The organism is Sphingomonas sp. MM-1, assembly GCF_000347675.2.
In the GTDB taxonomy this organism is placed as follows: Bacteria; Pseudomonadota; Alphaproteobacteria; order Sphingomonadales; family Sphingomonadaceae; genus Sphingomonas_E; species Sphingomonas_E fennica.
In genome coordinates, this window is record NC_020561.1 from 3,221,065 (window position 1) to 3,246,375 (window position 25,311).

Below are 25,311 nucleotides of genomic sequence, written 5' to 3' on the forward strand. Positions count from 1 at the left end.
TTCGGGTTGCCTGCCAGTGCGTTGGCCGCGCGGTATCATTGCGGTGAGCGCAATATAAGTGGTTCAGCGAGCGGGAAAATTCCGCTCGCAGGGCTGGAGCCCCTCGATCACCACGCGATAATCGGCCCGCGCCGCATCCGCCTGCCGGGCGCCAAGATCGGCGGTGGAATTTTCCGGCAGTTCGGGCGGCAGCGTGCAGGCCAGCCGATACCAGAGGAGGCTGTCGGGAGCGGGCGGGGCGGCGCTGTCGTCCACCATTTCGCCCAGCGCCACCGCCCAGCGCGGCGCCTCGCCCGGCCGGCGCAGAACGCTGAGGGAGACCGGCCGCCCGTCGTCCGTCCCCAGGAATATCTGCGTCTCGCTCTCGCCCGGCAGCGAGCCCGGCACCTGGAAGGCGTTGCCGACGCGGGTGATGTGCGGCGGCGCGTCCGTGGCGTTCAGGTCCCGCAGCACGCCGCGCACGCGCGCATCCTCCTCCTGCGACCAGGCGATCTGGCCGAAAGGCGCGGCCAGCCTTACCTCGCCCGGCCGGCCCGCCACGGCATCCACGAACAGCAGCAGCCGGGCCTTCTTGAGCTTGGGCGCCCGATTCGCGGCGTCGAGCGGCACGTCCGCCAGCCAGGAGATCTGGCCCGGCAATCCCTTCTTCCCGCCGAGAAGCGCGTTCAGATTCCCTTCAAGATAGAAGCGCTGGTGCCCGGCCGGAACATTTGCCGCGGCCGGGCCTTTTAGCTTGGTCGCCGCCGTCACCTCGACGTCGGCGACAGCGTCCGATGATTCCGCCAATCCGACTAGATCCGCATAGGTGAAGGCCGGATTTCCGACGATTCGCATATCTGGTTGCGCTACCGCCGGATTCGCGGAAAGCGCCGCCAGAAAAGCCAGGGCCAAGGTGCTCCGCCGCATGTCCACTCCTTAGTGTCAAATCTCCGCAGCCATTCGGAAACGGCCTCTCCGGCGGGTTTCGCACGGGGCATGCGGGACGTTCAAGCGTTGGACAAAGGAATTGCGTCGCCGAAAGTGTCGCGATAAGGACACACATCCCGTCAATAATTACTGAACGAAGACGGTACCCGCTGGATTATGTCGGGCCCGCCCCACGGGCAGCCCGTAGCCCGTGAAGCTTGTGGATTGGAGGGAGTGTCGTTCCTTAATGGCTTACGCTGATCAATCGATGAGCTCCCGCCGGGTCGTGGCGATCGCCATTGTCGCGCTGCTTCACGCAGTGATCGGCTATGCGTTCGTGACTGGCCTGGCATACAACGTCGTCAAGAAGGTCGCCCAGGATCTGAAGACCTTCGACGTCGAAGAGGAGCCACCACCCCCGGAGGAAGTGCCGCCGCCGCCGCCGCCGGATCAACCGGTGGAACCGCCGCCCGTTCTTGCCCCGCCCCCGATTGTGAGCGTGCCCAATCCCACGCCGCCGCCGGTGACGACGGTTCGGGAAGCGCCGCCCGTGGTCATCACGCCCACCGCGCCGCCGGCACCGCCGCCGCCACCGCCGCCTTCGCAGGCTGCCAAGGCGACCGAGCGTGGCAATTCGAGCCTTTGGGTCACCACCGACGACTATCCGTCGCGTGCGCTCCGTGAGGAACGCGAAGGCACCACCGGTGTCGCGTGGGACGTCGACGAGCAGGGACGCGTGGTGAACTGCCGCGTGACTTCGTCGAGCGGATCGCCCGATCTCGATGATGCGGCCTGCAAGAACATCACGCGCCGTGGCCGTTACAAGCCCGCGCAGGATGCGGCAGGCAATCCCATCGCTTCGAGCGGCTATACCCGCCGCGTTCGCTGGCAGATGCCCAAAGATTGATAGTGGCGAGAGCCGGATCGGCTGAAGCGATCCGGCCAGCCGATCCAACCAAATTCGACGAAGAGGAAGAACACCGAAATGGCTACCCCCGCTGCAGCGCCCCATGGCGGCGAAAACCCCTACGGCCTGATGGCCGCCCTGGAGCAGGGCGGAACGATCGCCTGGGCCGTCTTCATCATCCTGGTGGTGATGTCGGCTGCCTCCTGGTACATCATGTTCACCAAGCTGCTCGAGCAGCAGAAGATCCTGAACCAGGCCAAGCGCGTGCGCACCTCCTTCTGGGGTTCGCCGAGCCTGAAGGACGGCGCCGCCAAGCTCGAGAAGAACTCGGCCTATCGCCAGATCGTCGACGACGGCCTCCGCGCGCAGGACGAGCACACCAAGCTGATCGACCCGATCGACCAGCATGACTGGCTGCTCGGTTCGCTCGGCCGCAGCCAGCAGGCGATCAACTCGAAGCTCGGCAACGGCCTCGCCGTGCTCGCCACCGTCGGTTCGACCGCGCCGTTCATCGGTCTGTTCGGCACCGTGATCGGCATCTACCGCGCGCTCATCAAGATCGGCGCGGCTGGCCAGGCCTCGATCGACGCCGTCGCCGGCCCGGTCGGTGAAGCTCTGATCATGACCGCGCTCGGCCTCGCCGTGGCCGTTCCGGCCGTGCTCGGCTACAACTGGCTGATCCGCCGCAACAAGGTTGTCGCCGAACAGATCGCCGCCTTCTCCACCGACGTCCATGGCTACATGGTTTCGAACGGTGCCGTGAAGCCGGCGCTCCTCTCGGCCAAGCCGGCTGCTCCGGCCGCCGCCAAGCCGGCCGCGACCGCCACCAAGGCTTGATAATCGGCCCGGCGCGGCCTCCGATATCGGGGCCGCGCCGGAATGCCGGGTCGTTCCGTCGGCCACGCGCCGGCGAAATTTGAAGTAGGACAGGATCACACCTTATGGCCATGAGTGCCGGCCCCGCGGAGGGCAGCGACGCGCCGATGTCCGACATCAACACGACGCCACTCGTGGACGTCATGCTGGTGCTGCTTATCATCTTCCTCATTACCGTTCCCGTCGTTGTCCAGACGGTGCCAGTCGAACTGCCGAAGGTCGTGTTCGAGCCGACGACGACGAAGCCCGAGAACGTCTCGCTTTCGGTGCGCTCGGTCGATGGCAAGTGCGAAGTCTATTGGGGCCAGACCCTGGTGACGCCGCAGGAACTGCTCGACAGGGCGGTCGTCAAGCTGAAGGCCGAGATCGACAAGCAGGGCGGCCCGACCGCGCCTGGCATCGAACTGCCGGAAGCGCATATTCGTGGTGACGTGAAGACGCCTTACCGTTGCATCGGCGGCGCCATCTTCACCATGCAGCGGGCAGGCTTCGCGCGGGTCGGGTTCATCTCCCAGCCGCCGGCCGGCACCACCAGCCCGCGTCTCTGATCAGGAGTATCCATCATGGCAATGGCAGCAAGCACCACCGATGGTGAGCCGATGATGGACATCAACACGACGCCGTTGATCGACGTCATGCTGGTGCTCCTCATCATGTTCATCATCACCATTCCGATCCAGACCCACGCCGTGAAGCTGGATCTGCCGGTTGATGATCCCAGCCAGAAGACCCCGCCGCCGATCGATCCGGTCAAGAACAAGGTGACCATCGATCCCGCCGGCCAGGTGTTCTGGAACGGCAGTCCGGTGAGCCTCACCGTGCTGCGCCAGTATCTGGATCAGACGCAGACGATGAACCCGGTTCCTGAGCTGCACCTGCAGCCGGACCCCCAGGCGCGCTACGAAGTGGTGGACGAGGTTCTCGCCGTCACCAAGCGGGCCCAGGTCGAGAAGATGGGCTTCGTCGGCAACGAGGCTTACGGCAGCTGGTAAGCAGCCGCGCCAAGGCGTCGAATGTGAAAGAGGGGCGGTCCTGCGGGATCGCCCCTTTTTGCATGTCGGGTTTGCCTGCGCCGGGATGATTGGGGGCGGAGCAGGTTGCTGCGCCGGCCTACTTTCGGAGCAGTCCGCGGCTTTAGGAGCAGTCCGCCGGATCAGACCCAGCGGCCTGCCGGATCAGATGACGACGAGCCGATCCTGGCCGAGAGACTGTAGCAGCCCGATCATGCCGCCCCATTCTATGCGGGGATCGAACCGGTCGGCGGTGGCGCCGATCAGGGCGAGGCCGCTCTGGCAGGCGGTGATCGCGACGCCGGCATCCAGGGCATCGGCGAATATGGCGGCGCGGGCAGGGAGCCCGGCGGCCGCATAGCGGGCGGCGTCCTCCGCAACCTCATCGGGCAGAAGCAGGGCCACGGCGCCTTCCTGCAGGAACAGCCGGGCAGTGCCGCCGAGGGCGGTCTGGGCCAGCGCCATCATCAGCGCGGTGCGGAAGCGTTCGCCGTCCGCCGTGGCGACGACGATGGTGAGGCCGGTCGGCGTGGCGGCGGGCGGCGATGTCATGGCCGGCGGTTATCCGGCGGCATGGCGGCAGCCGCAGGCGGGGTCCTTGGGCAGGGACAGCGTGCGGAAGCGGAAGGCGAGGGCGTCGATCAGCAGCAGGCGGCCGGCGGCGTCCTCGCCGAAGCCGGTGAGGGTGCGAATCACCTCCATCGCGGCGAGGCTGCCGAGGACGCCGGTGAGCGCGCCGAGCACGCCCTGATCGGCGCAGCTTACATCGGGGCGATCGGGATCGTTGCCGACGAAGCAGCGATAGCAGGGCTTGTCCGCCTCCCACCCGCGATAGGTGGCGAGCTGGCCTTCGAACTGGCCGACAGCGGCGGATATCAGCGGGATGCGCAGGGCAAGCGCGGCATCGGCCACCGCCAGCCGCGTTCGGAAATTGTCGCACCCGTCGAGGACGACATCGTGCCCGGCAAGCAGTTGCGCCGCATTTTCGGCCGTCACCCGTTCGGCATGGGTTTCGAGCTGCACGTCGGGGTTGAGCGCGGCCACCCGTTCGGCGGCGACATCCACCTTGCGGCGTCCCTCATCCGCCGTGCCGAACAAGGTCTGCCGCTGGAGGTTCGAGAGGGCGACGACATCATCGTCGAACAGGGTGATGTGGCCGATGCCGGCCGCAGCGAGATATTGGAGAGCGGGGGAACCGATGCCGCCCGCGCCGATCACCGCGACACGGGCGGAAAGCAGCCTGAGCTGGCCCGCGCCGCCGATCTCGCGCAGCACGATATGGCGGGCATAGCGATCGAGCTGGGCGTCGCTCAGCGTCATCCGCGCGCGACCCCGGTGGAGCCGAAGCCGCCCAGGCCCCGGCCGGTGGTGGCGCTGAATTCATCGACCACGGCGAATTGCGGGCGCAGGATCGGCAGGAAGACGAGCTGGGCGATGCGATCGCCCGGCTCGATCAGGATGGGATCGCTGCCGGGCGGATTGCGGTTCCAGGTGCTGATGAAGATCTGGTTGGCATAATCGGCGTCGATGGTTCCGACCGCCTGGCCCAGCACCAGCCCCTTCTTGTGGCCCAGCCCCGAACGGGCGAGCAGGAAGGCGACCATGTTGGGATCGTTCATCAGCACCGCGATGCCCGAGGGGATGAGGATGGCGGGGGCCTGCGCCTCCACCGCGATCGGCGCGTCGATGCAGGCGTGGAGATCGATGCCGGCGGAAAGATCCGTCTGATATTGCGGCAGCCCCCATTCGGCGAGGCGCGGGTCCACGATCTTGAGTTCGATGGTGGGGCGCGGATCGAAGGACATGGAGCGGGCTTTCCTGAGCGGTGAGGTTGCCGGGTTAGGGCGCGGGCGACCCCGGTTCAAGCGTGAGAAGAGCCAGCAGCGCTTCGGCCAGCGGTAGCGACGACGCGGGGTTCTGGCCGGTGAGGAGATGCCCGTCGCGGACGATGAAGGGCGCGTCCGGCGGGCCGTGGCGGAAATCCGCGCCCAGCGCGCGCAGCCGATCCTCCAGCACGAAGGGGGCAAGGGTGACGAGGCCGGCCGCCTCGTCCTCCGCGCGGCTGAAGGCGGTGAGGCGGCGGCCGGCGACGAGCGGACGGCCATCGGGCGCCCGGCAGGCGGCGAGAGCGGCCTGGCCGTGGCAGACGAAGGCGATGGGCGTGGCGGCCGCGAAGGCGGTTTCGATCAGGGTGCGGGAATGGGGATCGGCGGCGAGATCCCACATCGGGCCGAGCCCGCCGGGATAGAAGATCGCGTCGAAGCCCTGGGGGAAGCCATGGGGGGCGATCGCGGCGAGGGGCCGGGTTGCGGTCAGGGCGGATTGCGCGGCGGCATCGTCGCGGAAGCGCGCGACCGAGGGCGGCACGGGCTTCACGGCATTGCCGGTGGGATCGGTGGGCACGGGGCCGCCCAGCGGCGAGGCGAGCGTGATCGCCGCCCCGGCATCGCGGAACAGGAAATAGGGGGCGGTGAATTCCTCGATCCACAGGCCGGTCGGGCGATCGCCGGCACCCATCCGGCCCTGCGAGGTCAGCACGAACAGGATGCGCATGGGATTCAGGCGGTGAGGGCCGCGGCGATCCGATCGGCCAGACGGGTCGCCACCGCTTCCTTGGGAAGATCGGGCCAGCTTTCCACGCCGTCGGCGGTGACGATGTGGACGCTGTTGCGCGCGCCGCCCATCACGCTTTCGCCTTTCCCGCCGGAAACGTCGTTGGCGACGATCCAGTCCGCCCCCTTGCGGGCGCGCTTGGCGGTGGCGTGGGCGAGCACCTGCTCCGTCTCGGCCGCGAAGCCCACCACCAGCGCCGGCCGGCGCGGGCTGGCGGCGAGCGTGGCGAGGATATCGGGGTTTTCGGCCAGCGCGAGCGCGGGCGCCGCGCCGCCGGGCTGCTTCTTGATCTTCTGATCGGCGGCGGTGACGTGCCAGTCGGCCACGGCGGCGACCATCACCGCCGCATCGGCGGGAAGCGCGGCATCGACGGCGGCCGCCATCTCGCGCGCGGTTTCCACGTCCACCCGATCGACGCCGGCGGGCGTTGGCAGGACGACAGGCCCGGCCACCAGCGTGACGCGCGCGCCGAGCGCGGCCAGCGCGCCGGCAATGGCGAAGCCCTGCCGGCCGGAGGAACGATTGGCGATGTAGCGCACCGGATCGATCGGCTCATGCGTCGGGCCGGCGGTGACGATGACGTGCCGGCCGGCGAGCGGGCGCGCGTCCGCCGGCAGGCGCTTCACCGGCGCAAGCTGGGCGGTGATCGCGGCGAGGATGGCTTCGGGATCGGGCAGGCGGCCGGGGCCATATTCCCCGCAGGCCATGGCGCCCTCGTCCGGCTCCATCACCGTCACGCCATCGGCGCGGAGCTGGGCGACGTTGCGGCGCGTGGCGGCGTGCTGCCACATGCGGACGTTCATCGCCGGGGCGGCCAGCACGGGCTTGTCGGTGGCGAGCAGCAGGGTGGTGGCGAGATCGTCGGCGATGCCGGCATTCATCCGGGCGAGCAGATTGGCCGTGGCCGGGGCGACCACCACCAGATCGGCCTCGCGGCTGAGCTGGATATGGCCCATCTCGGCCTCGTCCTTCAGATCCCACAGGCTGGTATGCACGGGCTGTTCGGAAAGCGCCGCCAGCGTCATCGGCGTCACGAACTGCTCGCCCGCCGCCGTGAGCACGCAGCGCACCGACATGCCCGCCTTGCGAATCAGCCGGATCAGCTCGCACGCCTTGTAGGCCGCGATCCCCCCGCCGACGATGAGGAGAATCCGATGCCCCGTCACGCGCGAAAATCCCCGGCTGCGGGAGCGAAGTTGAGGAAGTTGAGGATTGCCATCGCTGCATCCATGAAGCCGATCGGACGCGAAGTCGAGAGACGGGAGCCGCCCGGCCGGCGAGGACGGGCGGTTGCGCGGATCGCTGGATGGGCGGGGGAGGAAGGGCCTGGCATCCGGGGATTATGCCGTGCCGGCCGCGCGTAGGACAGGGGCTGCATCAAGAGACTGTGCCAAGGCGGTGCCGAACAGCACCGGGCTTGCGACCCTGAGAGCCGCAAGGGAGGCGAATGGGGAGCCTGACCGGCGGATATGCCGCGATGCAGCAAGGCCGGCCGGACTTCAGGCTCCCCCGTTCAGCCCAGCGCGTAGGTTACGCGCTCCGCACGGGCACGGCGAAGGGCGGCGCCCATCAGGCCGAAGCCGGCGATCATGAGTGCCCAGCTGGCCGGTTCGGGCACGATCGGGACGTTGGTGATATCGCGGCGGTAGAGGAAGAAATCGCCGAAGGCGAAGCCGCCCGCGCCGGATGCGACGGAGATGGTGAAGTTGGTGATACCGGGGCCGTTCCAGCCGAAGAATTTGGCGCCGGAATTGCCCTGGATGAGCTGGTTCACGACCGTGCCGTCGCTGGTGGTGATGGTGAAGAGGAAGTTGGAAAAGACGTTCGGTTCCAGGAAGAAGCCGAAGCCGTCGACCGCATCGGCCAGCGTGGCCGTGACCGAGCTGGTCCCCAGATTACGCAGGACATCGCCGGTATAGCCGCCGGACCAGGTGGCCCAGCCATTGCCGATCGCGGCGACCGAGACGGCATGGTTGAAGTTGAGCGTGACGCCGCCATCCAGCGTGACGGAGGAAAGGCTGGTGCCGGTGGCGCCATATTCCGTGTCCTCCAGCCAGGGGCCGGCGAGCGACTTCCAGGTATCGAGATCGGTGGTGACGGGGACGGCGGCGAAGGCGGCGCTGCTGATGATGGTACCGGTAAGCAACGTAGCGGCGGTCAGGACTTTACGCATGGTAAATCCCCTGTGTCTGAGCCAAACGACAGAACAACAATGCGACCTGTTATGCGGCTGCGGACCCGGCAACAGCACTTTCCGGCTGCTCCGCTGCACTGCAAAATATGAACGAAAAGTTAACCTTTTGTCAATGCAGATAAGGGGCGCCCGATTGTCCCATCCGGGTATCGCGGATTTCAGCCCAGCAGCAGGTGAGCGGCAAAGCCCGCCGCAAATCCGGCTGCAATAACAAAAAGGTAGCGCCAGGGCGGGCTGATGCGGACCACCTCCACCTCGGCCAGTGGGGGCAAGGGCGGGGCGCCGCCTTCCGCCGGGAAGCGTGCCTCGATTCGGCGGATCAGATCCGGGATGCGGGCGAGGGTGCGGACGTCCGCGCCGATTCGATCGGCGATCGCGGCCTCGGGCCCGAGTTCGGACCGCAGCCATTCCCTTACGAAGGGAGCGGCCGTTTCCCACATGTTGATATCGGGATCGAGCGCGGTGGCCACGCCTTCGACCATCACCATCGTCTTTTGCAGCAGCAGCAGGTGCGGCTGGGTCTGCATGTCGAAATCGCGGGTGATGGCGAACAGCCCGTCCAGCATCTGGCCGACGGACAGCTCCTTCACGGGCCGGCCGCGCATCGGCTCGCCCACGGCGCGCAGCGCGGTGGCGAATTCGGCGACATTGTGGTGGGCGGGCACATATTGCGCCTCGAAATGAATCTCCGCCACGCGCCGGTAATTGCCGGTGATGAGGCCGTAGATGATCTCCGCCAGCCACAGCCGCGCGCGCCGGTCGATCCGGCCCATGATGCCGAAATCGATCGCCGCGATCCGCCCGTCCGGCAGCACGAACAGATTGCCCTGGTGGAGATCGGCGTGGAAGAAGCCCTCGGCGATCGCCTGGCGGAGGAAGGCGCGGACGAGGTTGCCGGCGATCACGCCCGGATCATGGCCGGCGGCGACCAGCGCATCGCGATCGGAAAGCTTGAGCCCGTCGACCCATTCGAGCGTGAGCACCTTGCCCGACGTGCGCTGCCAATCGATCGCGGGAACGACGAAGGCGGGTTCCGCCTCCATGCCTTCGGCCAGCTCGGAAGCGGATGCCGCCTCGCGCCGGAGATCGAGCTCGCGCGCGGTCCAGCGCTTGAAGGTCGCGATGACCAGGCGGGGACGCAGCCGGGCCAGCTCGCCGCCCATCGCCTCGGCCTGGGCGGCCGCCCATTCATAGGTGTCGATGGCCTTGGCGAATTCGCGCTCCACGCCGGGCCGGAGCACCTTGACGGCGACTTCGCGCCCCTCGGTGGTGACGGCGCGATGGACCTGCGCGATCGAGGCGGCGCCCACCGGCACCGGATCGATCGACGCGAAAAGCTGGTCGATCGGGCCGTGGAAGGATTGTTCGATCTGATCGCGGATCTGATCGAAGGGCAAAGGCGGCAGCGCATCCTGCAGGCGCAGCAGATCGTTGGCGGCTTCCTCCCCCACCAGATCGGGGCGGGTGGCGAGGCTCTGGCCCAGCTTGATCGCCGCCGGGCCGATCGCCTGGAAGGCATCGGCATAAGCCGGCACCTTGGGCAGGCGTGCGCCGATGCGCAGGATGCGGGCGATCCGACGTGCTGGCGGCGGCGTAAGCGGATCGCGCTCTATGCCCAGCAAGGCGCCGTGACGCGCGAGGGTTCGGCCCCACTTCAGCAGGCGGGCAGTATGGACAATGAAGTGGGTCAAATCTTCCAGCCGCTGTGGATGGCGACGAGGCCGCCGAGAATCGGCTCGACATTCGTCCGGACGAAGCCCGCCTCGGCGATCATCCGCTCGAAGCTGGGCATGTCCGGGAAGCGGCGGATCGATTCGATCAGGTAGCGATAGCTGTCCTCGTCATTGGCCAGCAGCTTGCCCAGCTTCGGCACCAGGCGATGCGAATAGGCATCATAGGCTTCGGCGAAGCCCGGCCACTGGTTGGTCGAGAATTCGAGGCAGAAAAAGCGGCCGCCGCGCTTCAGCACGCGATGCGCCTCGCGGAGCGCGGCCGGGATATCGGTGACGTTCCGGATGCCGAAGGCGATGGTATAGGCATCGAACTCGCGATCGCCGAAGCTCAGCGTCTCGGCATTCTGTTCCGCCCAGATCAGGCCGTGGATGCCGCGCTTCTTCGCGCGCTCCATCCCCACTTCCAGCATGGCGGGGTTGATATCGGCCACCGTGACCTGCGCGCCGGAGCGGGCATGGCGGAAGGCGATGTCGCCGGTGCCGCCGGCCATGTCGAGGATCGCCTCGCCCGCACGCGGCTTCACCCGGCGGACGAAGCGGTCCTTCCACAGACGATGCATGCCGCCCGACATCGCGTCGTTCATCAGATCGTAACGCGAGGCGACGTTGCGGAAGACGGCGCCGACGCGCTCGGTCTTCTCCTCGGGGCTGACGTCCGAATAGCCGAAGGATACGGTTTCCATGGACCCGGCCTCTACAAGGGTTGCCCCGCGAGGTCACGGGCCATATCGCAACAATATCATGCCCGAGCTTCCCGAAGTCGAAACCACCGTCCGCGGCCTTCGTGGCCCGCTGGAGGGGCACAGGCTGGTGACCGTGGAGCCGCGCCGGCCCGACCTGCGCCGCCCGATCCCGCCGGACCTGCGCCAGCGGCTGACCGGCGCCACCGTCACCGGGCTGGGCCGGCGCGCGAAATACGGGCTGATCGAGACGGATCGCGGCGACACGCTGATCTTCCACCTCGGCATGTCGGGAAGCTGGCGGATCGACCCGGATGCGATCGGCAAGCACGATCATCTGGTGATCGAGACGGAAGCCGGGCGCAGGCTGACGCTGAACGATCCGCGCCGCTTCGGTTCGCTCGATCTGGTGGCGACGGAGGCGGTGGGCGATTTCCCCGCCTTCCTGGCGCTGGGGCCGGAGCCGCTGGGGCCGGGGCTGACCGCCACCCACCTGCGCGACGCCTTCGACGGGCGGATTGCGCCGGTGAAGGCGCTGCTGCTGGACCAGCGGATCGTGGCGGGGCTGGGCAACATCTATGTGTGCGAGGCGCTCCACATCGCCGGGATCGCGCCCGCCACGCCGGCCGGGCGAATCACGCGGGCGAAGCTGGGGCGGCTGGTGGAGGCGATTCGCGCCGTGCTGGCGGCGGCGATCGAGGCGGGGGGCTCCTCGCTCAAGGATTATGTGCAGCCCAATGGCGAGCTGGGCTATTTCGCCAGCCAGTGGCGCGTCTATGGCCGCGAGGGCGAAGCCTGCACCTGCGGCGCCACCATCGCGCGGCGCGTGGATGGCGGCCGATCCACCTTCTTCTGCCCGGCCTGCCAGGCGTGAAGGTTGACGAATGCCGCCAGACGTGTATGAAGCCGGCCTTCCCGGCGCGGGATCGCTCCTTGCGCCGCATCCCTTTTTGATCTGTTGAGGACGACATGGCGAACACGCCGCAGGCAAAGAAGCGCATCCGCCGGAACGAACGCCGGGCCGAGATCAACGGCGCGCGCGTGAGCCGCATCCGCACCTTCATCAAGAAGGTGGAGCTTGCGCTCTCGACGGGCGACAAGGCTGCCGCGAGCGCCGCGCTCGCCGCCGCCCAGCCGGAGCTGGCCCGTGGCGTCTCCAAGGGCGTGCTCCACAAGAATACCGCGTCGCGCAAGTTCGCGCGCCTGACGAAGCGGGTCGCCGCGCTCGGCTGACCGATCGTTACTGCCACGTTAAAGGCCCGCCGGGGATGATGCCCCGGCGGGCCTTTTCGTTTCTTTTCCATGACAATCGCGAATTCTAGGAATCTCCACGATTCGTCCTGTGTGACGTTTTCGGGAATTGCATTTTTATGACCTGAATTCAGCGGTTTGCGCGGCGGGCACGCAAAAGCCGGGCTTTTGCTGTCAAGCGCCATTATTTCTTTTTTGTTGCATCCGGGGGCCTTGATCCGAGGCCAATCGCCTTTCACAAAGACGGTCCGCGCCGGCGAATCTCCGGCCTGTGCGGATTGCGGTAACGACGGGAACATGCGGTGATCGCGGGGGCGATTGCGCAGAGGGGGCGTTTTGTCTCTCGTGTCCCGGCGCGCCCGTGGGGAGGCCAACTGAAGGGACCGACGTGACATCAGCCGCTTCGTTTCTTTCCACGCCGGACGAATCAGGCGCCGGGGCCATCGATCAGGCCCCTTCGCCCTTCGAGGCCGCGTGGGAGGCGATTCGCGCAAGCCTGCGCAAATCCTGCGGCGCCCGCACCTTCGACGGGTGGCTGAAGCCGGTGACGCTCGTCGAGTTCGATTCGGACGAGGCCACCGTGCGTCTGGCGGCGCCTTCCGATTTCATGGCCAATTGGGTCGAGACGCATTTCGCCGAGCAGCTGCTGCAGGCCTGGCGGGCGATGCTGCCGCAGGTTTCCAAGGTGGCGATCAGCGCCGATGGCGGCCGGCCGGCGCTGTTCACGATTCCCGGCGACGAGGCGGAGGCCGCGACCCAGCCCGAGGCCGAGCCGCCCGTGGCCGCGCCCGTGGCGCAGGCGCCGGTGGAGCACGGCTTCGAGGCGCGTTACAGCTTCGATTCGTTCGTGGTCGGCAAGGCCAACGAGGTCGCCTACAACGCCGCCCGCACGGTGGCCGAGGGCGGGGTGCTGGGTTTCAACCCGCTCTTCCTCCATGGCGGCACCGGCCTCGGCAAGACGCACCTGATGCATGCGATCGGCCAGGAATTCCTGGCCCGCCAGCCGGGCGCGCGGATCATCTACATGTCCGCCGAGAAGTTCATGTACGAGTTCGTGGCCGCGATGCGCGCCAAGGACACGCACAGCTTCAAGGCCCGTCTGCGCGCGGCCGACGTGCTGATGATCGACGACGTGCAGTTCATCGCCGGCAAGGAATCGACCCAGGAAGAATTCTTCCACACGATGAACGAGATCATCTCGGCCGGCCGCCGGCTCGTCATCACCGCCGATCGCAGCCCGCAGGACCTGGAAGGGATCGAAAGCCGCATCCTTTCCCGCCTGTCCTGGGGGCTGGTGGCGGACGTGAACCCCGCCGATTTCGAGCTGCGGCTGAACATCATCGTCAAGAAGCTGGAGGCGATGCCCCAGGCCAAGGTGCCAGAGGATGTCGTGCTGTTCCTGGCGCGGCGCATCAGCACCAACGTCCGCGAGCTGGAAGGCGCGCTCAACCGCGTCGTCGCCTATTCGCTGCTGTCGGGCCGGCCGATCGACATGGAGTTCACGCAGGAGACGCTGGCGGACATGCTGCGCGCCACCCAGCGGCGGATCACCATCGACGAGATCCAGCGCCGGGTGTGCGAGCATTATCGCATCAAGCAATCCGAAATGGCGTCATCCCGCCGCGCCCGCGAGGTGGCCCGGCCCCGGCAGATCGCCATGTATCTGGCCAAGCAGCTCACGCCGCGCTCGCTGCCCGAGATCGGCCGCCGCTTCGGCGGGCGGGACCATACGACCGTGATCCACGCGGTGAAGCAGATCGAGAAATTGCGCCAGACCGATGCCGAGCTGGACGCCGACGTGCGCCTGCTGATGCGCCAGCTGGAAGGCTGATCCTTCCGCAAGGCACCGGTCCCAAGCTCAAGCCCATGAAAAAGGCCCCGCCGATGGATCGGACGGGGCCTTTTTCATGATCTGAGGCCGGATCAGTCCTTCTTGGGCGGCGGGATGGTGATGCGCACCTCCTCGCCCGAGCGGCCCGGGAAGTTGGTGAACATCGCCTGCACCAGATTCGGCACCAGCGTGGGCAGGCTATCGGTGGTCGAGCGCGCCTTGGCCTTGCCCTCGAACAGCCGCTGTCCGTTCTGGCCGCTGATCGTCATGTCGAGATAGCTGGTATAGAAGGTGTAGCTCGACACGTCCGGATAGGCCCAGGGATCATACCAGAAGGGATCGTTCCAGCCATAATAGAAGGAAGAGCGGTAGCCCCAGCGGCCATAGGGCCGGCCCCAGCCGCCATAGCCGGCGCCGAAGCCCGGACGGGTGACGACCTTCTGCTGGCCGTTGTCGACGCCGTAATCGAGCGTGACGGTGAGGGTGGCGTTCGCCCCCTCGCGCGCGGGCACATAGCCCTGGGAAACGAGCTGCTGGGCGACGAGATCGGCATATTGGCCGAATTCCAGGCCGCCTTCGTTGCGGGGATCGGCCGGCCGGATCGTGAAGCTCTGGCCCTGCGGGGCCGGCATCGCCTGGAAGCGGGCGACATCCGCCTTGAACGGGGTGGCGCAGCCCGAAAGCGCCAGCAGCGCCGCTGCCGGCACGGCGAGGGTGAATATCCGTCTAGATAAGGACATGGCTGGCGACCTCGCAGGGCAAAGGGTTGTAACCCCGGAATATAACAACGCCGATGTATCGCATAGTAGGGCTGAACATGCGTTGAACATCGACGGATGCGAAATGAAAAATCGGCAATGATCCGAAGGCGTAATCGGGTGGAAGGCACGGCCATCGCGCCCAACGGGGGGGCCGGGCGCTCTCAGGGGGATAATGCCCGTGCCTTCCGTTCCTTATGACGGAGTCGTTCCGCCTCCGCCTTGGCGGAAAATGCCTTTTTGATCCTATCGGCAGATCCTACCAGCGCAGGCCCATCGCGCGGTAGGTGGCGTCGAGCGTGGAGGCGGCCGCCTCCCGGGCGCGGGCGGCGCCGAGGCCGAGCAGCCGATCGAGCTCGGCAGGATCGGCGCGCAGCGCATCGAGCCGGGCCTTCACCGGGCGCAGCGACTCGGCCACAAGCTCCGCCAGCGCGGGCTTGAACGCGCCGAAGCCCTGGCCGGCGAAGCGGGCGAGCACCTGTTCCACGCTCTCATCCGAAAGCGCGGCGTAGATGCCCACCAGGTTGCGGGCCTCCGGCCGGCCGGCCAGCTCCTCCGCCGAAGCGGGCAGGGGTTCCGGGTCGGTCTTGGCCTTGCGGATCTTCTGCACGATCAGGTCGGCATCGTCGGTCAGGTTGATGCGGCTCATGTCCGAAGGATCGGACTTGGACATCTTCGCCGTGCCGTCGCGCAAGGACATGATGCGGGCTGCCGCCGGCGGGATGATCGGTTCGGGGAGGGTGAACAGCTCCACCTCGAAATCGGTGTTGAACTTGGTCGCGACGTCGCGCGCCAGCTCCAGATGCTGCTTCTGGTCCTCGCCCACGGGGACGTGGGTGGCCTGGTAGAGCAGCACGTCCGCCGCCTGGAGCACCGGATAGGCATAGAGGCCGACCGAGGCGCCCTCGCGATTCTTGCCCGATTTCTCCTTGAACTGGGTCATCCGGTTCAGCCAGCCGATCCGCGCCGTGCCGTTCAGCAGCCAGCACAGTTCGGCATGGGCGGGCACGTCCGCCTGGCTGAACAGGGTGGAGCGCGCCGGATCGATGCCGGCGGCGATCAGCGCGGCCGCCATCTCGCGGATGTTGGCGCGCAGCTGGGCGGGATCGTGATGCACGGTGATCGCGTGCAGCGAGGCGAGGAAGAACAGGCATTCGTCGCCCTGGCCCAGGCCATCCTGCATGCGCACCCAGTTGCGGATCGCCCCCAGATAATTGCCGAGATGGAGGTTGCCGGTGGGCTGGATGCCCGAGACGATGCGCATCATGCTTCCTTCTTCCTGCGGCGGCGGGTGAGCAGCCGGATTGCTTCCTTGTCCATGCCGCCGAACAGCCAGGCGGCGCCGAAATAGACGATCCCGCCAATGCCCACGAGGGCCATGACCGAGATCATCCGCTTGCCCACGGAGCCGGCGAACCAGTCCGCGAACGCCATGCGCAGGGCCCAGAGGACGGCCGCCATCACCAGGCCCGCGGCGATCTGGCGGGCGATGCGCCCCCAGAGCCAGCCTTCGATGCGAAAATGGCCGCGCGCGCGCAATATCGCATAGAGCATCAGGCAATTGAGCCAGGAACAGGCGGCGATCGCGAAGGCGAGGCCGTAGATGCCGAACAGCGGGATCAGGGCGAAGTTGAGGACGATATTGGCGATCAGCACGATCGCGGCCGTCTTCACCGGCGTCTTCGTATCCTCCCGCGCATAGAAGCCGGGGGTGATGACCTTGACCAGCACATAGGCCGGCAGGCCGGCGACGATGATGGCAAGCACATTGCCCGTCACCATTGCATCATGCGCGGTGAACTTGCCGCCCTGGAACAGCGCCGCGCAGAGCGGGCCGGCCACGACCGCCAGCGCCAGCGCGGCCGGCAGGCAGAGCAGCATCGAAAGCTCGACCGCCTGGCCCTGGACCTTGGCGGCCTCGTCCGGCTCGCCCCTGGCGATGAAGCGGCTGATCTGGGGCAGGATGGCGGTGCCGAGCGCGGTGCCGATCACCGACAGCGGCAGCTGGTTCAGCCTGTCCGAATAATTGAGGAACGACATCGATCCTTCGGGCAGCCGGGTGGCGAAGAAGGTGTCGATGAGCTGGCTGATCTGGTAGACGCCCGCGCCCAGCGTGGCCGGGATCACCACCACGAAGAATTGCCGCACGCCGGGGGTGATCCGCGGACGGCGCAGGCGCAGCGAGATGCCCGCCCGGCGCGCGCCGTTCCACAGCAGGGCGAGCTGGAGCACGCCGCCGACGGTGACGCCGATCGCCAGCGCATAGGCCGTCTTCACCCCGCCCGCCGGCACCAGGATCAGCGCGCCCAGCATCGCGACGTTGAGCAGCGCGGGCGCGAAGGCGGCGGCGGCGAACTTCGTCAGCGAATTGAGCACGCCCGAAAAGAGCGAGACGAGACTGATCAGCAGCAGATAGGGGAAGGTGATCCGCGTCAGCGATACGGTGAGCGCGAACTTGGCGGGTTCGTCCGCATAGCCCGAGGCGATCGCCCACACGAAGGCCGGCATCGCGATTTCGAAGACGAGGGTGAAGAGGAAGAGGGTGGGCAGGAACACCGCCAGCACCTCTTCCGAGAATTTGCGCGCATCCTCGATCCCGCCCTGCCCGTGCAGCCGCTGGCTGAACAGGGGCACGAAGCCCGCCGAGAAGGCGCCTTCGCCGAACAGGCGGCGGAAGGTGTTGGGCAGGCGGAAGGCGACCAGGAAGGCATCGGCGGCGCCCGATGCCCCCATGATGCGCGACATCAGCATTTCGCGCGCGAAGCCGAAGATGCGGCTGATCATCGTCAGCCCGCCGATCGTGCCGATCGCCCTGGTAAGGTTCATGCGCGCAAGCCGATCCTGTTCATGGTCGCAAGCCTCGGGGCCGGCCGGCGGGCCGGCCCGGAAGGGACGGGGCCGGAAGCGCCGGCCCCGCGAACATCAGGCCTGGCCGGCCGGTTCGCCGGTGCCCAGCGCCTGCGCCTGGGCCTGCTGCTGAAGATAGAGCGCGCCGAAATCGATCGGCTCCAGCATCAGCGGCGGGAAATTGCCGTCGCGCACCGCATCGGCCAGCACGCGCCGGGCGAAGGGGAAGAGCAGGCGGGGCGCTTCGGCCAGCAGGAAGCCCTGGAGCTGGTCCTGCGGCACGTTGCGGATGCCGAACAGGCCGGCGAACAGCAGATCCGCCTTGAAGGCGACGCCCTGATCGGCGGCGGCGGTGACATCGATCTTCAGCGCCACTTCGTGCACGTCCTCGCCCAGCGTATCGGCGCGGATGTTGAACTGCACGTCGATCTGCGGCTGGCCCTGCCACTGATACACGGCCGGCGCGTTCGGATTCTCGAAAGACAGATCCTTCACATATTGGGCGATCAACGCCACCTGGGGCAGGTTGTCCTCGCCGTTGGCGAGCGTTTCGCCCATGTTCGCGATGCCTTCTTCTTCGGCCATCCGGATATGCCTTTTAATTGGGTGGAATGCGCCGCGCGACTAGCAGGCGGGGCGCGGGAGGGCAATGGCGCGCGCGGCGGACCGATGGCGGGACCGCGCCACCGAAAGCGCCATTTGAAACATGCGCGCCATATCCCTATGTAGCAACGGACAAGCGTAGCGGAGGTCCGGTGGAAACGATCATTATCCTGGCGTTGGTGTTCGTCTTCGTCGCGATGAGGCTCTACAGCGTCCTCGGTCGCCGCACGGGGCATGAACAGCCGATCGCCAAGCCGGTCGAAGCCCAGCCGAAGCCGGCCCCCATCGCGCGTTCCAGCAGCGACATGCCCTCGCAGCCCGTATCGGCCGAACCCGCGATCGACCCCCGCGCCAACGAGGGCATCCGGGCGATCGTCTCCGCCGATCCGAACTTCGACGTGACGTCCTTCCTGAACGGCGCGCAGGCGGCCTATCGCATGATCCTCGAAGCCTTCTGGAAGGGCGATACCGAGGAACTGGCCCGCTTCGTCGACGATGGCGTGCGCGAGGATTTCGCCGAGGCAATCCGCCAGCGCGAGGAAGCCGGCGAGGTGCTGGACAACCGCCTGATCTCGATCGAGCGCGCCGTGATCGAGCGCGCCCGCCTCGACGGCCAGATGGCGAGCGTGACGGTGCGCTTCGACGCGGACATCGCCGCCGTCACCCACGACCGCGAGGGCAATGTGATCGCCGGATCGCTTTCGGATGCGGTGCCCACGCATGACGTGTGGACGTTCAGCCGCCATGTCCGGGCCGACGATCCCAACTGGATCCTGATCGAAACCGACGAGGCGGCGTGACCCGCCTCGCATTAGGGGGCGCGCTGGCCGCGGCGCTGGCGCTGGCCGGCTGCGTGAGCCCGCAGGGGCCGCCCGCGCCCGTTTCCCGCCCGACCACGCCCACCGCCCCGCCGGCGGCCGGCGCGCCGGTATCGAGCCCGCCGCTCGGACCCGTGCGCGGGCCGCGCGTGACGCTGCCGCCCGCGCCCGCGCCGCTGGCCGCGCCGCCGGCGGGCGCCACCGCCCAGCAGCAGGGCGTCCGGCCGGGGCCGGCGGTGACGGCGCTCGGCATAAGCGACGCCGAGGCGCGATCCGCGCTGGCGGCGTTCCGCATCTCCTGCCGATCGCTCGTCCGCCGCACCGACAATAGCGGGCTGACCAGGGGGGCGGACTGGCAGCCGGCCTGCGACGCGGCGGCGAGCTGGCGGGATGGCGACGCGATCAATTTCTTCCCGCGTTATTTCGAGACCGCGATCGTCGGCGAGGGCAAGGCCTTCGCCACCGGCTATTACGAGCCCGAGATCAAGGGATCGCGCACGCGGCGCACGGGCTATGAGGTGCCGATCTATGGCCGGCCGGACGATCTGATCGAGGTCGACCTCGGCCTGTTCGCCGACGACCTCAAGGGCCGCCGGATTCGCGGCCAGGCCAAAGACGGCAAGCTGATCCGCTATCCCGATCGCGCCGCGATCGTGGGCGGGGCCATCGATGGCAGGGCGCCGGTGATCGCCTGGGCGGCGGACCCGATCGAATTCTTCTTCCTCCAGGTGCAGGGCTCCGGCCTCATCGACCTGCCCGATGGCGGGCGGATGCGTGTGGGCTACGACACGCAGAACGGCCGCGAATATACCGGGATCGGCGCGTTCATGCGCGATCGCGGCCTGCTGCAGCCCGGCCAGTCCTCCATGCAGGGGATCATGGCCACGCTGCGCGCCATGCCCGATGGCGGCGCCAGCATCATGAACGAAAACAAGAGCTTCGTTTTCTTCCGCGAGCTGTTTGGCCCCGGCCCGCTGGGGGCGCTGGGCCTGCCGGTGACGGGGCGGACCACGGTGGCGGCCGACCCCGCCTTCGTGCCGCTGGGCGCGCCGGTGTTCCTCGCGCTCGATCGGGTGGAGGCGACCGGGCTGTGGGTGGCGCAGGATACGGGCGGCGCGATCAAGGGCGCCAACCGGTTCGACACCTTCTGGGGCGCGGGCGAGGATGCCCGCCGTATCGCGGGCGGCATGTCCGGCCGGGGCAATGCCTGGCTGCTGCTGCCCAAGGGGAGCGTCGCCCGGCTGAACGCCGCGACCGTGACCGGCAATGGCGGGCCGGCGCCTCGACGCTGAGGAGCGCGCGCTCTGGCGCAAGGTGACGGCGACGGTGCGTCCGCTCCACCCGGAGCGGCCGGCGCCGGCCGAAGCCGCCGCCGGATCGCCGCCCCCGGCCCCACCGCCCAAGCCGCTGCCGAAATCCAGGCAGGGCAGGGTCCCGCCGCCGCCACCGCCATCCCCGCGCGCGTCTGCCGCCGCCGAGCCTGCCGACACGCTGGACGGCGGGTGGGATAGGCGGCTGCGGCGGGGGATCGTGGCGCCCGATCGCACCATCGACCTCCATGGCCATACGCTGGCCGGTGCCCATGCCGCCCTGGAGGCCGCGCTTGCCGGCGCGATCGCCGCCGACGCCCGCGTGCTGCTGGTGGTGACGGGCCGGGCGCCCCGGCCGGGCGCGCCGGGGCGGGGGCTGATCCGCGCCGCGATCGGCGACTGGCTCGGCGCCTCGGGCTGGTCCTCGCGCATCGCCGCCGTCCGCGCCGCGCATCCCCGCCATGGCGGCGCGGGCGCGCTCTATGTGGTGCTGCGCCGCCGCCGCTGACCCCGCCACAACCGCCAGAAAAATCGTAAAATATGGTGCCCCGTTACAATTCATGGAGCATTCGTTAACGGATTCTGCTCCACAAGCCTGCTTTGCCCGGCGGTCGGGCGCTGGGGGAAGGGGCACGCATCGGCGCGATGGAGGGACTATCGCTCAAAAGCCGGGCCGTCGCCTTCGCCTTGTCCGCTGGTGCCGTGGTCTTCATCCTGGCGCTGTTCGCCGGAACCAGCGGATCGGTAAGCCAGCGGGAAATCGTGGGCGCGCTGCTGGTCGCCATCGTCTGCGGGGCGATGAGCTGGGCATCGGCCGAGCGCGCCATCGCCGGCGTGGCGGAAGGGGTGGACGTGCTGGCGCTGCGCATCCGCGCGGCGGCCGAGGGCGACCTGATATCGCCCACCCCGGAACGCGTGCGCGAAACGCTGCCCGAGCTGGCCGAGGCGATGGACCGGCTGTTCGGCCAGGTGCGCGCCAATTTCGACAGCGTCCACGCGCTCGCCATGTTCGATCCTGTGACCCAGCTCGCCAATCGCGTGAATTTCCGGCGCATGGCCGAACAGCTTCTCGCGCGGCGCGCGCCGGGGCAGATCGCGGCGCTGCTGTTCATCGACCTCGATCGCTTCAAGTTCGTGAACGACAGCATGGGCCATGCCTGCGGCGACGAGGTGCTGGCGATGGTCGGCGGCCGCCTGCACCAGGTCGCGGCGCGGGCGAGGCAGGACATGGATGCCCAGGGCGCGGATGCACCGGCGATCGGCCGGCTGGCGGGGGACGAGTTCACGCTGCTCTTCCCGATGGTGCGCGACGCGGGGCATGCCGAACGCCTGGCGCGGCGCGCGCTGCACGTGCTGTCCGAACCGTTTGTGGTGGCCGGGCAGGCGGTGGATGTCGGCGCCTCGATCGGGCTGGCGATCGCCCCCGATCACGGCACCGATCTCGTCAGCCTGATGCGGGCGGCGGATATCGCCATGTATCATGCCAAGGCGCAGGGACGCCGGCAGGTGCAGCGATTCAACATGGTGCTGAACGACGCGGCCGAGGAACGGCTGCGGCTGGAACGCGACCTGCGCCGCGCGATCGAGGGGGGCGAGTTCGAGCTGGCCTTCCAGCCGCAGATGCGCATGTCCGGCGAGGTGGTGGCGGTCGAGGGACTGCTGCGCTGGCGCCACCCCGAGGACGGCCTGCAGATGCCCGGCCGCTTCATCCAGGCGGCCGAGGATGGCGGGCTGATCCGCGAGATCGGCGACTGGGTGCTGGATCGGGCGCTGAAATCGCTGGCGGGCTGGCGCGGGGCCGGACTGGGCCAGCGCATCGCCATCAACATCAGCCCGCGCCAGATGGCGCAGCCGGGCTTTTTCGACAGGCTGCGTTCGCTGATCGCCGAAAGCGGCGCCCCGGCCGAAGGGCTGGAGATAGAGATCACCGAGACGCTGGCGATGCAGGGCAGCGATGCGGTGCTGGCCGGCCTGCGCGATCTGCGCACCGACGGCGTGGCGATCGCCATCGACGATTTCGGCACCGGCTATTCGAACCTCGCCCGGCTGAAGGACATGCCGATCGACCGGGTGAAGCTGGATCGCACCCTGATCCGCGACATCGCCGATTCGGCGGACGCGCGGACGCTGGTGCATTCGGTGGTCGCGCTGGTTCACGGCCTGGGTTTCCAGGCGGTGGCCGAAGGCGTGGAGAATCAGGGGCAGATGGACGTGTTGCGCGCCATCGGCTGCGATGCGGTGCAGGGCTATGCCGTCGCCCGGCCGATGGACGAGGCCGCCTTCCTCGCCTGGCTGGCCGGGCGGCGGGACGGCGGGCCGTTCCGGGCCATGGCCTAGGCGGCGCGGAAAGCCGTATTCGCATCGGCGCCGATGGGGCTGGCGCCGGGGCTTTCCGGCGGTGGCCTTTCCCTGACGTGATTCCCGCGAAGGCGGGAATGACGGAAAAGGGGAGCGCGTTCAGCCGATCAGGGCAACACCTGCGATTCCGAGCATGCGACGGGCGATGGCGGTGCCCGGCGGTCAGCCTTGCAGCGCGTGGGTGATGATGTCCGCGTAGATATCCGTCAGCGCGTGGAGGTCCGCCACGGCGACCGCTTCGTCCAGCTTGTGCATGGTGGCGTTGCACAGGCCGAATTCCACCACCGGGCAGAGGCGGGAGAGGAAGCGGGCGTCGGATGTGCCGCCGCTGGTGGAAAGCTCCGCCTCCAGGCCCGTCGCGCGGTGGATCGCATCGGTGACGAGGGTGGAAAGCCGGCCCGGCTCGGTGAGGAAGGCCTCGCCCGAGATCCTGGCCTCCACCGTGCCGCGCGGCGCGTGGCGGGCGACGACCTGCCGCACATGCTCCACCAGATCGGCGCCGCGATGCGCATCGTTGAAGCGGATGTTGAGGCGGGCGCGGGCGGCGCCGGGGATGATGTTGGTCGCCGGATTGCCGATCGCGATATCGGTGATTTCCAGATTGGAGGGCTGGAACCAGCGGTTGCCGGTGTCGAGCGTCCAGCCATGCAGCTCGTTCAGGATGCGGATCAGGCGGGGGGCGGGGTTATCGGCGAGATGGGGATAGGCGACATGGCCCTGCGTGCCTGGCACCTCGATCCACATGTTCACCGATCCGCGCCGGCCGATCTTGATGGTATCGCCCAGGCGGTGGGCGGACGTCGGCTCACCCACCAGGCATAGGTCGGGGCGGATGCCGCGCTCCTCCATCCACGCCATCAGCGCCAGCGTGCCGTGGGTTGCGGGGCCTTCCTCGTCGCCCGTTATGATGAGGCTCAGCGTGCCCTGATGATCGGGGATGCGCGCGGCGGCGGCGATGAAGGCGGCGACGGCGCCCTTCATGTCCACCGCGCCGCGCCCGTGGAGCAGATCGCCCCGGATGACGGGGGTGAAGGGATCGGTCCCCCAGCCGGGGCCGGCGGGAACCACGTCGCTATGGCCGGCGAAGGCGAAATGCGGGCCGCCCTGGCCGCGCGTGGCGAAAAGGTTGCGCACCGGCCCGTCGGGCGCGTCGCCCGTCCAGAAGCTGTGGACGGTGAAGCCGATTGCCTCCAGCGCCTCGGCGATCACGTCGATCGCGCCCGCATCCTCGGGCGTGACGCTGGGGCAGGCGATGAGGCGGCTGGCAAGGGCGACGGGATCGATCATGATCGTTCGCCTAGCGGCAAGCTACGGCTTTGCCTATCCTCCGCCGATCATGCCGAAGATCGATCTTGCCGCCATCCCGGCCACCAACCGCACCGGATATCCCGAGCCCTATGCGCGGGACGTGGCCGGGCGATGGTATCGCCGGCTGGGCATCGCGGCGGGGCTGGGCGATTTCGGCGTCACCCATGTCCGGCTCGATCCGGGGGCATGGTCCAGCCAGCGCCACTGGCATGAGGGGGAGGACGAGTTCGTCGTGATCCTTTCGGGCGAGGCGGTGCTCGTCGAGGAAGGGCGCCGCACGCCGATGCGGGCCGGGGATTGCGCCGCCTTCCCCAAGGGGCAGGCCGATGGCCATCATCTGGTCAACGAGGGCGACGCGCCCTGCCTGCTCGTCGCGATCGGCCGGGCTTCGCAGACGGACTGCCATTATCCCGATATCGACCTGCACCTCGACGGTGCGACGCAGAGCTATCGCCACAGGGACGGGCGCCCCTGGTGAAGGCGGGCGCGCGAACGAAGCTTCAGAGGACCGGCAGCTCGAACTTCTCGATCACCCAGGGTTCGGCATAGGCGCCTTCCAGCCAGGCGGTGACGAAGGGATGTTCCAGCACCGCCTCCATATAGGGGTGGGCGAAGCGGGGGACCGGGATCGAATAGGTGATGAAGCGGGTGATGACCGGCGCGAACATGATGTCGACCGCGCCGAACTCGCCGAACAGGAAGGGGCCGGTGCCGCCGTAGCGGGCGCGGGCCTCCGCCCAGAGCTGGACGATGCGCATCACATCCTGGACGGTGCCTTCGCTCAGCTCGCGCGGGGGGAAGCGCTTGCGGACATTCATCGAATGTTCGCGGCGCAGGCTGGCGAAGCTGGAATGCATCTCCGCCGCCATCGACCGGGCCATGGCGCGGGCGCCGTCATCCGCGGGCCAGAAACGATCGCGGCCGACCTTTTCCGCCAGATATTCGATGATGGCCAGGCTGTCCCACACCACGACATCGCCGTCCCACAGGATCGGCACCTTGCCGGAGGAGGGGGCGAATTCGTCGCCTTCGCGGCGCTTGTCCCAATCGTCGTCATAAAGGGGGACGACGATCTCCTCGAAATCCAGGCCCGACTGCCTGACGGCGAGCCAGCCGCGCATGGACCAGGAGGAATAAGCCTTGTTGCCGATGAAGAGCTTGAGCATTCCGATTCCGTCGTTTCCCGCGAAGGTCGGCCCCTCCCTGCGGCATCGGGCGCCGAAAGGGAAGGGCGGGCGGGCCGGCCGGTTGTGCCGGCAGGTCTACGGGTGATCGCGCCGGGGCGCTTGCGCGGCGCCGGCCGCCTTG

The 25,311-nt window shown here is 68.3% G+C and carries 27 protein-coding genes; 12 read left to right on the plus strand and 15 right to left on the minus strand.

The annotated features are described in order from the left end of the window. Nucleotides 1-63: 63 nt before the first annotated feature. Nucleotides 64-834: a hypothetical protein gene (locus G432_RS15405; RefSeq protein ID WP_015459739.1), complete on the minus strand. Its 771-nt coding sequence runs from the start codon at nucleotides 832-834 to the stop codon at nucleotides 64-66. A 319-nt stretch (nucleotides 835-1,153) separates the two neighbouring features. Between G432_RS15405 and G432_RS15410 the strand changes: the two genes are divergently transcribed. The 4 genes from G432_RS15410 to G432_RS15425 all read left to right on the plus strand — a co-directional run bounded on the left by G432_RS15410 (nucleotide 1,154) and on the right by G432_RS15425 (nucleotide 3,681). Then, a complete protein-coding gene (locus tag G432_RS15410) occupies nucleotides 1,154-1,813 on the plus strand; it encodes an energy transducer TonB (protein ID WP_041864952.1) in 660 nt (219 codons plus the stop codon). Nucleotides 1,814-1,891: 78 nt separating this feature from the next. Further along, nucleotides 1,892-2,650 carry a MotA/TolQ/ExbB proton channel family protein gene (locus G432_RS15415; RefSeq protein WP_015459741.1) on the plus strand — a complete coding sequence of 253 codons (759 nt, stop codon included), beginning with the start codon at nucleotides 1,892-1,894 and terminating at the stop codon, nucleotides 2,648-2,650. A 104-nt stretch (nucleotides 2,651-2,754) separates the two neighbouring features. Next, nucleotides 2,755-3,237 (plus strand): ExbD/TolR family protein, encoded by a 483-nt coding sequence (locus tag G432_RS15420; protein ID WP_015459742.1) that lies wholly within the window; start codon nucleotides 2,755-2,757, stop codon nucleotides 3,235-3,237. 15 nt (nucleotides 3,238-3,252) lie between these two features. Further along, on the plus strand, nucleotides 3,253-3,681 hold the full coding sequence (locus G432_RS15425; RefSeq protein WP_015459743.1) for an ExbD/TolR family protein: 429 nt from the start codon (nucleotides 3,253-3,255) through the stop codon (nucleotides 3,679-3,681). A 183-nt stretch (nucleotides 3,682-3,864) separates the two neighbouring features. On the opposite strand, the gene G432_RS15430 is transcribed toward G432_RS15425, so the two are convergent. The 8 genes from G432_RS15430 to G432_RS15465 all read right to left on the minus strand — a co-directional run bounded on the left by G432_RS15430 (nucleotide 3,865) and on the right by G432_RS15465 (nucleotide 10,922). Continuing rightward, nucleotides 3,865-4,251 carry a DsrE family protein gene (locus G432_RS15430; RefSeq protein ID WP_015459744.1) on the minus strand — a complete coding sequence of 129 codons (387 nt, stop codon included), beginning with the start codon at nucleotides 4,249-4,251 and terminating at the stop codon, nucleotides 3,865-3,867. Nucleotides 4,252-4,260: 9 nt separating this feature from the next. After that, nucleotides 4,261-5,019 carry a HesA/MoeB/ThiF family protein gene (locus G432_RS15435; protein WP_015459745.1) on the minus strand — a complete coding sequence of 253 codons (759 nt, stop codon included), beginning with the start codon at nucleotides 5,017-5,019 and terminating at the stop codon, nucleotides 4,261-4,263. Beyond that, nucleotides 5,016-5,504, minus strand: a complete 489-nt coding sequence (gene dut / locus G432_RS15440; protein ID WP_015459746.1) for a dUTP diphosphatase — start codon at nucleotides 5,502-5,504, stop codon at nucleotides 5,016-5,018. The genes G432_RS15435 and dut overlap by 4 nt, the downstream gene beginning before the upstream one ends. Nucleotides 5,505-5,538: 34 nt before the next feature. After that, nucleotides 5,539-6,252 (minus strand): type 1 glutamine amidotransferase domain-containing protein, encoded by a 714-nt coding sequence (locus G432_RS15445; protein ID WP_015459747.1) that lies wholly within the window; start codon nucleotides 6,250-6,252, stop codon nucleotides 5,539-5,541. 5 nt (nucleotides 6,253-6,257) lie between these two features. Continuing rightward, nucleotides 6,258-7,478 carry a bifunctional phosphopantothenoylcysteine decarboxylase/phosphopantothenate--cysteine ligase CoaBC gene (gene coaBC, locus G432_RS15450; RefSeq protein ID WP_015459748.1) on the minus strand — a complete coding sequence of 407 codons (1,221 nt, stop codon included), beginning with the start codon at nucleotides 7,476-7,478 and terminating at the stop codon, nucleotides 6,258-6,260. A gap of 347 nt (nucleotides 7,479-7,825) precedes the next feature. Next, the gene (locus G432_RS15455; RefSeq protein ID WP_015459749.1) at nucleotides 7,826-8,485 is read right to left on the minus strand and encodes a PEPxxWA-CTERM sorting domain-containing protein; all 660 of its coding nucleotides are present in this window, start codon (nucleotides 8,483-8,485) and stop codon (nucleotides 7,826-7,828) included. A 179-nt stretch (nucleotides 8,486-8,664) separates the two neighbouring features. Then, on the minus strand, nucleotides 8,665-10,197 hold the full coding sequence (ubiB, locus tag G432_RS15460) for a 2-polyprenylphenol 6-hydroxylase (protein ID WP_015459750.1): 1,533 nt from the start codon (nucleotides 10,195-10,197) through the stop codon (nucleotides 8,665-8,667). Further along, on the minus strand, nucleotides 10,194-10,922 hold the full coding sequence (locus tag G432_RS15465) for a class I SAM-dependent methyltransferase (protein ID WP_015459751.1): 729 nt from the start codon (nucleotides 10,920-10,922) through the stop codon (nucleotides 10,194-10,196). Before G432_RS15465 ends, ubiB begins: the two co-directional genes overlap by 4 nt. 58 nt (nucleotides 10,923-10,980) lie before the next feature. On the opposite strand from G432_RS15465, the gene mutM reads away from it, so the two are divergent. The 3 genes from mutM (at nucleotide 10,981) to dnaA (ending at nucleotide 14,001) form a co-directional block, all read left to right on the plus strand. Next, complete coding sequence (mutM, locus tag G432_RS15470) at nucleotides 10,981-11,793, plus strand: bifunctional DNA-formamidopyrimidine glycosylase/DNA-(apurinic or apyrimidinic site) lyase (protein ID WP_015459752.1); 813 nt, start codon at nucleotides 10,981-10,983, stop codon at nucleotides 11,791-11,793. A gap of 95 nt (nucleotides 11,794-11,888) precedes the next feature. Beyond that, complete coding sequence (gene rpsT, locus G432_RS15475) at nucleotides 11,889-12,152, plus strand: 30S ribosomal protein S20 (protein WP_015459753.1); 264 nt, start codon at nucleotides 11,889-11,891, stop codon at nucleotides 12,150-12,152. A 460-nt stretch (nucleotides 12,153-12,612) separates the two neighbouring features. Next, entirely contained in the window at nucleotides 12,613-14,001 is a 1,389-nt protein-coding gene (dnaA, locus tag G432_RS15480) for a chromosomal replication initiator protein DnaA (RefSeq protein ID WP_041865469.1), read from the plus strand. Between the two features lie 92 nt (nucleotides 14,002-14,093). Here the strand turns inward: dnaA and G432_RS15485 are convergent, their stop codons facing one another. The 4 genes from G432_RS15485 to secB all read right to left on the minus strand — a co-directional run bounded on the left by G432_RS15485 (nucleotide 14,094) and on the right by secB (nucleotide 18,191). Further along, a complete protein-coding gene (locus G432_RS15485) occupies nucleotides 14,094-14,741 on the minus strand; it encodes a DUF4136 domain-containing protein (protein WP_041864954.1) in 648 nt (215 codons plus the stop codon). 277 nt (nucleotides 14,742-15,018) lie between these two features. Next, nucleotides 15,019-16,023, minus strand: a complete 1,005-nt coding sequence (gene trpS, locus G432_RS15490; protein WP_015459756.1) for a tryptophan--tRNA ligase — start codon at nucleotides 16,021-16,023, stop codon at nucleotides 15,019-15,021. Further along, nucleotides 16,023-17,585, minus strand: coding sequence for a murein biosynthesis integral membrane protein MurJ (murJ, locus tag G432_RS15495; RefSeq protein WP_015459757.1), 1,563 nt, complete (start codon nucleotides 17,583-17,585; stop codon nucleotides 16,023-16,025). Before murJ ends, trpS begins: the two co-directional genes overlap by 1 nt. A 96-nt stretch (nucleotides 17,586-17,681) precedes the next feature. Then, nucleotides 17,682-18,191 (minus strand): protein-export chaperone SecB, encoded by a 510-nt coding sequence (gene secB / locus G432_RS15500; RefSeq protein WP_015459758.1) that lies wholly within the window; start codon nucleotides 18,189-18,191, stop codon nucleotides 17,682-17,684. Nucleotides 18,192-18,361: 170 nt separating this feature from the next. Between secB and G432_RS15505 the strand changes: the two genes are divergently transcribed. The 4 genes from G432_RS15505 to G432_RS15520 all read left to right on the plus strand — a co-directional run bounded on the left by G432_RS15505 (nucleotide 18,362) and on the right by G432_RS15520 (nucleotide 22,674). Further along, nucleotides 18,362-19,009, plus strand: coding sequence for a Tim44/TimA family putative adaptor protein (locus tag G432_RS15505; protein ID WP_015459759.1), 648 nt, complete (start codon nucleotides 18,362-18,364; stop codon nucleotides 19,007-19,009). Beyond that, nucleotides 19,006-20,319, plus strand: coding sequence for a murein transglycosylase A (gene mltA, locus G432_RS15510; protein WP_015459760.1), 1,314 nt, complete (start codon nucleotides 19,006-19,008; stop codon nucleotides 20,317-20,319). The genes G432_RS15505 and mltA overlap by 4 nt, the downstream gene beginning before the upstream one ends. Further along, complete coding sequence (locus G432_RS15515) at nucleotides 20,294-20,845, plus strand: Smr/MutS family protein (RefSeq protein ID WP_015459761.1); 552 nt, start codon at nucleotides 20,294-20,296, stop codon at nucleotides 20,843-20,845. The genes mltA and G432_RS15515 overlap by 26 nt, the downstream gene beginning before the upstream one ends. Nucleotides 20,846-20,982: 137 nt before the next feature. Further along, complete coding sequence (locus tag G432_RS15520; RefSeq protein WP_015459762.1) at nucleotides 20,983-22,674, plus strand: putative bifunctional diguanylate cyclase/phosphodiesterase; 1,692 nt, start codon at nucleotides 20,983-20,985, stop codon at nucleotides 22,672-22,674. Nucleotides 22,675-22,857: 183 nt separating this feature from the next. Here G432_RS15520 and dapE read toward each other — a convergent pair whose 3' ends face one another. Continuing rightward, complete coding sequence (gene dapE / locus G432_RS15525; RefSeq protein WP_015459763.1) at nucleotides 22,858-23,982, minus strand: succinyl-diaminopimelate desuccinylase; 1,125 nt, start codon at nucleotides 23,980-23,982, stop codon at nucleotides 22,858-22,860. 49 nt (nucleotides 23,983-24,031) lie between these two features. Here dapE and G432_RS15530 point away from each other — a divergent pair, with 49 nt between their 5' ends. Further along, nucleotides 24,032-24,481: a cupin domain-containing protein gene (locus G432_RS15530; RefSeq protein WP_015459764.1), complete on the plus strand. Its 450-nt coding sequence runs from the start codon at nucleotides 24,032-24,034 to the stop codon at nucleotides 24,479-24,481. Nucleotides 24,482-24,503: 22 nt separating this feature from the next. Here the strand turns inward: G432_RS15530 and G432_RS15535 are convergent, their stop codons facing one another. Further along, nucleotides 24,504-25,169 (minus strand): glutathione S-transferase family protein, encoded by a 666-nt coding sequence (locus G432_RS15535; protein WP_015459765.1) that lies wholly within the window; start codon nucleotides 25,167-25,169, stop codon nucleotides 24,504-24,506. Nucleotides 25,170-25,311 lie beyond the last annotated feature (142 nt).